Genomic DNA, 2,195 nt, shown 5'->3' on the forward strand with positions numbered 1-2,195 from the left:
GGCGGGAGAGGAGGGGGAGGGACTGGCGGCGGGCCTCGCGGACCGACAGGGGTACGGGGGACCACCCCGCGAGGCGGCCCAGCGCGACCACCGGCGGGTGCACCGGGGAGAGCGCCATCACCGAGGCCGGGCTGCCGAGGACCGGCGCCGCGCCCGGGGCCGGGAGCAGCAGCACCCGGTCCGCGTACTGGACCACCCGCTCCAGGCGGTGCTCCGCCATCAGCACGGTGGTGCCCAGGTCGTGCACCAGCCGCTGGAGGACCGCGAGCACCTCCTCCGCGGCCGCCGGGTCCAGCGCGGAGGTCGGCTCGTCCAGGACCAGGACCTTCGGGTGCGGGGTCAGCACCGAGCCGATCGCGACCCGCTGCTGCTGGCCGCCGGACAGGGTGGCGATGGGGCGGTCGCGCAGTTCGTTCAGGCCGAGCAGGTCCAGGGTCTCCTCGACCCGGCGGCGCATCACGGCCGGGGCCAGACCGAGCGACTCCATGCCGTAGGCGAGCTCGTCCTCGACGACGTCCGTCACGAAATGGGCGAGCGGATCCTGGCCGACGGTGCCCACGACGTCGGCGAGCTCGCGCGGCCGGTGCGTGCGGGTGTCGCGGCCGGCGACCGTGACGCGGCCGCGCAGCGTGCCGCCGGTGAAGTGCGGGACCAGGCCGCAGACCGCTCCGAGGAGGGTCGACTTGCCGACCCCCGACGGGCCGACCAGGAGCGTGAGCTCGCCCTCCGGGATCACCAGGTCGGCGTCGCGGAGGGTGGGCTGCGCGGCGCCGTCGTAGGTGACCGACACCTGCTCGAAGCGGATCACTGCGACGCCTCCTTGGGCGGTACGGACGGTACGGGCGCCACGAAGGCGGGGAGCAGGCCGATGAGGATCGCGGCCGCGGGCCACAGCGGCAGCGTGGGCGCCACGAGGGGCACCACACCGGGCAGCAGGGCGTCCGGGTCGACGGCCGCGGCGCGGACGAGGGCGGCGGCGACGGCCGCGCCCGACCCGGCGACCAGCCAGGCGCGCCCGCCCCAGCGGTCGGGCCGGTAGCGGGTCCGGATGCTGCGCCGCCCGCCCAGGCGCAGGCCCGCGAGCGCCAGGACCAGGCCGATGGCCAGGACCGGCAGCCCGTACGCGGCGCCCTCGGCGGCGAGCAGGCCGTACGTGCCCGCGCACATGCCGAGCAGGCCGCCGAGGGTGAGGACGTTGGTGGTGTGCCGGACGGCGGGCGGGACCTGCGCCGTGCGGCCGTAGCCGCGGGCGTCCATCGAGGCGGCGACGGCGACGGAGCGCTCCAGGGCGCCCTCCAGGACGGGCAGGCCGATCTGCAGGACCGCCTTGACGCCGCCGGTGGGACGGCCGCGCAGGCGGCGGGCGGTCCGCAGCCGGGCCACGTCGGCGACCATGTTCGGCGCGAAGGTCATGGCGACGACGACGGCGACGCCGGCCTCGTAGAGGGCGGCCGGGAGGGACTTCAGCAGCCGGGCCGGGTTGGCGAGGGCGTTGGCGGCGCCGACGCAGACGAGGAGGGCGGCGAGCTTGGCGCCGTCGTAGAAGGCGAAGACGAGCTGCTCGGCGGTGACGCGTCCGCCGACGCGGATGCCCTGGGCCGCCCAGTCGGGCAGCGGCACCTCGGGGAGGGTGAAGAGGATGTGCGCGCCGGGGATCGGGGAGCCGAGGAGGACGGAGAAGAGGAGGCGCAGCCCGATGACGAAGAGGCCGAGTTTGAGGAAGGCGCTGTAGGAGCGGGCCCAGGGGGCGGAGGTGCGGCGGGCCGCGACGACGTATCCGGCGACCCCGACGATCAGGCCGAGCAGGAGCGGATTGGTGGTGCGGGAGGCGGCGGTGGCCAGGCCGAGGGCCCACAGCCACCAGGCGCCGGCGTGCAGGGCGTTGCCGCGGCGGGCCAGGGGCGCCGCCATTTTCTCGTACGTCGGCCGGAACCCGGGACCACCCGCCCCGGCCTCCCCGGGCCCGGCCGGGGTCAGGCCGTCGGCTGCGGGCCGTCGGCTCCCCGCGCCACCCCGCCCCGCGGGCGCCCGGACAGCCCCGACGACCGCCCCGCCGGTCCCGGCGCCGGCGGCGCCGGCCGGCGCCGGCTGCGGCCTCCGAGCGGCGACGACCTGCGCCGGCCCGGCGATCGGCGGTGCGGCGACCGGTGCCTGCCGTTCGGCGGCGGCCGGACGCGTCCCGTGCGGTGCAGGCC

Annotated in this window: 2 protein-coding genes; both read right to left on the reverse strand. The window is 77.8% G+C overall.

Going from position 1 to position 2,195, the window contains the following annotated elements:
* A partial coding sequence (locus tag ACFXA3_RS41350) for an ABC transporter ATP-binding protein (protein ID WP_385196474.1) occupies positions 1 to 808 on the reverse strand: 808 nt, incomplete at its 3' end.
* Positions 805 to 1,911, reverse strand: a complete 1,107-nt coding sequence (locus ACFXA3_RS41355) for an energy-coupling factor transporter transmembrane protein EcfT (protein ID WP_385196477.1) — start codon at positions 1,909 to 1,911, stop codon at positions 805 to 807. The genes ACFXA3_RS41355 and ACFXA3_RS41350, both read right to left, overlap by 4 nt.
* Between the last annotated feature and the right edge of the window lie 284 nt (positions 1,912 to 2,195).

The organism is Streptomyces sp. NPDC059456, assembly GCF_042750055.1.
GTDB lineage: Bacteria > Actinomycetota > Actinomycetes > Streptomycetales > Streptomycetaceae > Streptomyces.

What these genes read in the sequence shown, in the direction of transcription:
- ACFXA3_RS41355 (WP_385196477.1), bottom strand. Translation starts at nt 1,911, where the DNA reads ATGGCGGCGCCCCTGGCCCGCCGCGGCAACGCCCTGCACGCCGGCGCC.